Below are 1,321 nucleotides of genomic sequence, written 5' to 3'. Positions count from 1 at the left end.
GATTACAACCAAAGAGCTGGGATCTCAACGATCCTTTTCTAAGGTAATGAACGTCCTCAAGAAAAACGCCTCCCATTGGGAGGCGTTTTTCGTATCTGCCAGATGTAAAAAAGGTCGCCGGTTTGGGCAACCTTTTGCGTTCTATCGTTCAGTTCGCACAACGAGTGTTACGTTAAATTACTCATTACTTTCTTTTAAACCAAAGCAGTCCCACTCTATCAGCAATCGACTAAAATTATTTTTTGAAAGATATTTGGCATCTACACACTTACCATCATCATCGTACAGCACAAGGAAAAAAGAACTCGATTCTAGTGTACGACCTAACGAAAGCCATTGAGCAACAATTGTCTCGTAATGTTCTTGATATGATGCGATTTCAAAGCCTTTGTTATTCGATGTTTTAAAATAAATTTTTAGTTTCACGCTTTATCCCATTTATCTCATACACAGCATATTTAAGACGAGGTTTGTGTGAGCAATTGAACGTTCTTAATAGACTTAGGCCAAAAAAAACCACTATATACGCAATTGAGCACTATTATAAAGTTACATGCATATCAACACTTTGTGAGTATTGCGTTATGGCTTTGTGTAAAATAAAAAAATACGACACTTTAGTAGATGCTCATACGATTAAACTTCTCGAAAATTTAACAATGGAAATTGGAAATGAAGAAGTTGCTCTACAAGTCACTATTTTGTCATTTGAAAAACTTTGGCATCAAATGGAAATGCATGGAGAGCCCAAAAACACATTTGAATGGCTTCAAATCGAAGCAAAGAAGCTCATAATTTAAAGCAACATAACGTTGTGGTGGTGATTATTATTCCTATTATGTTAAACGGGCGAGTTAGCTACCAAAAACACGCCTCAGACCCCCTCAGACGCTCGTAGCGAAGATTTAGGACGCTTGATCAAGGCAATATGCTTCCATACTGCCTTGTAAGTTTGTGACGCTTCTGAAGCGATTTACAGCGCAAAAACAAGACTACGCATTTCAATTAAAAATCACCCCGTAACGTCCATTTCCACACATGAAGATCAAGTTTGTTTTTCCTGGTCCAATAAGCGAAGTGTTTTGACTAGGAAAAGCAAACCGGCAACGAGCAAAGCGAGGCGACAGGATGTTTTACGAGGGTAAAGGGAGCGTCAGCGTCCCTTTCCAGTTCACAGAGAAATGAGCGCAGCGAGTGCACTTTGTGTATGCTGGCTTAATACAAATTGCAAAAGGTTTCCGCACACATCGACACGAGAAGGCTTTTCCAATTCAGTAGAGTTAGCGCTCATGTGGAAAAGTTTGGACAGGCAAGCTGTCCA

The 1,321-nt window shown here is 39.5% G+C and carries 2 protein-coding genes; one reads left to right on the top strand and one right to left on the bottom strand.

From position 1 onward, the window contains the following. Positions 1-177: 177 nt before the first annotated feature. Entirely contained in the window at positions 178-426 is a 249-nt protein-coding gene (locus R8N28_RS25165) for a hypothetical protein (RefSeq protein WP_005398517.1), read from the bottom strand. Between the two features lie 158 nt (positions 427-584). On the opposite strand from R8N28_RS25165, the gene R8N28_RS25160 reads away from it, so the two are divergent. Next, the gene (locus R8N28_RS25160; RefSeq protein ID WP_031819061.1) at positions 585-800 is read left to right on the top strand and encodes a hypothetical protein; all 216 of its coding nucleotides are present in this window, start codon (positions 585-587) and stop codon (positions 798-800) included. Positions 801-1,321: the final 521 nt, after the last annotated feature.

The sequence above is a fragment of the Vibrio sp. Vb1554 genome, assembly GCF_033344235.1.
Note: the sequence above shows the minus strand (reverse complement) of the source record. Positions and strands in the feature narration are given on the sequence as shown.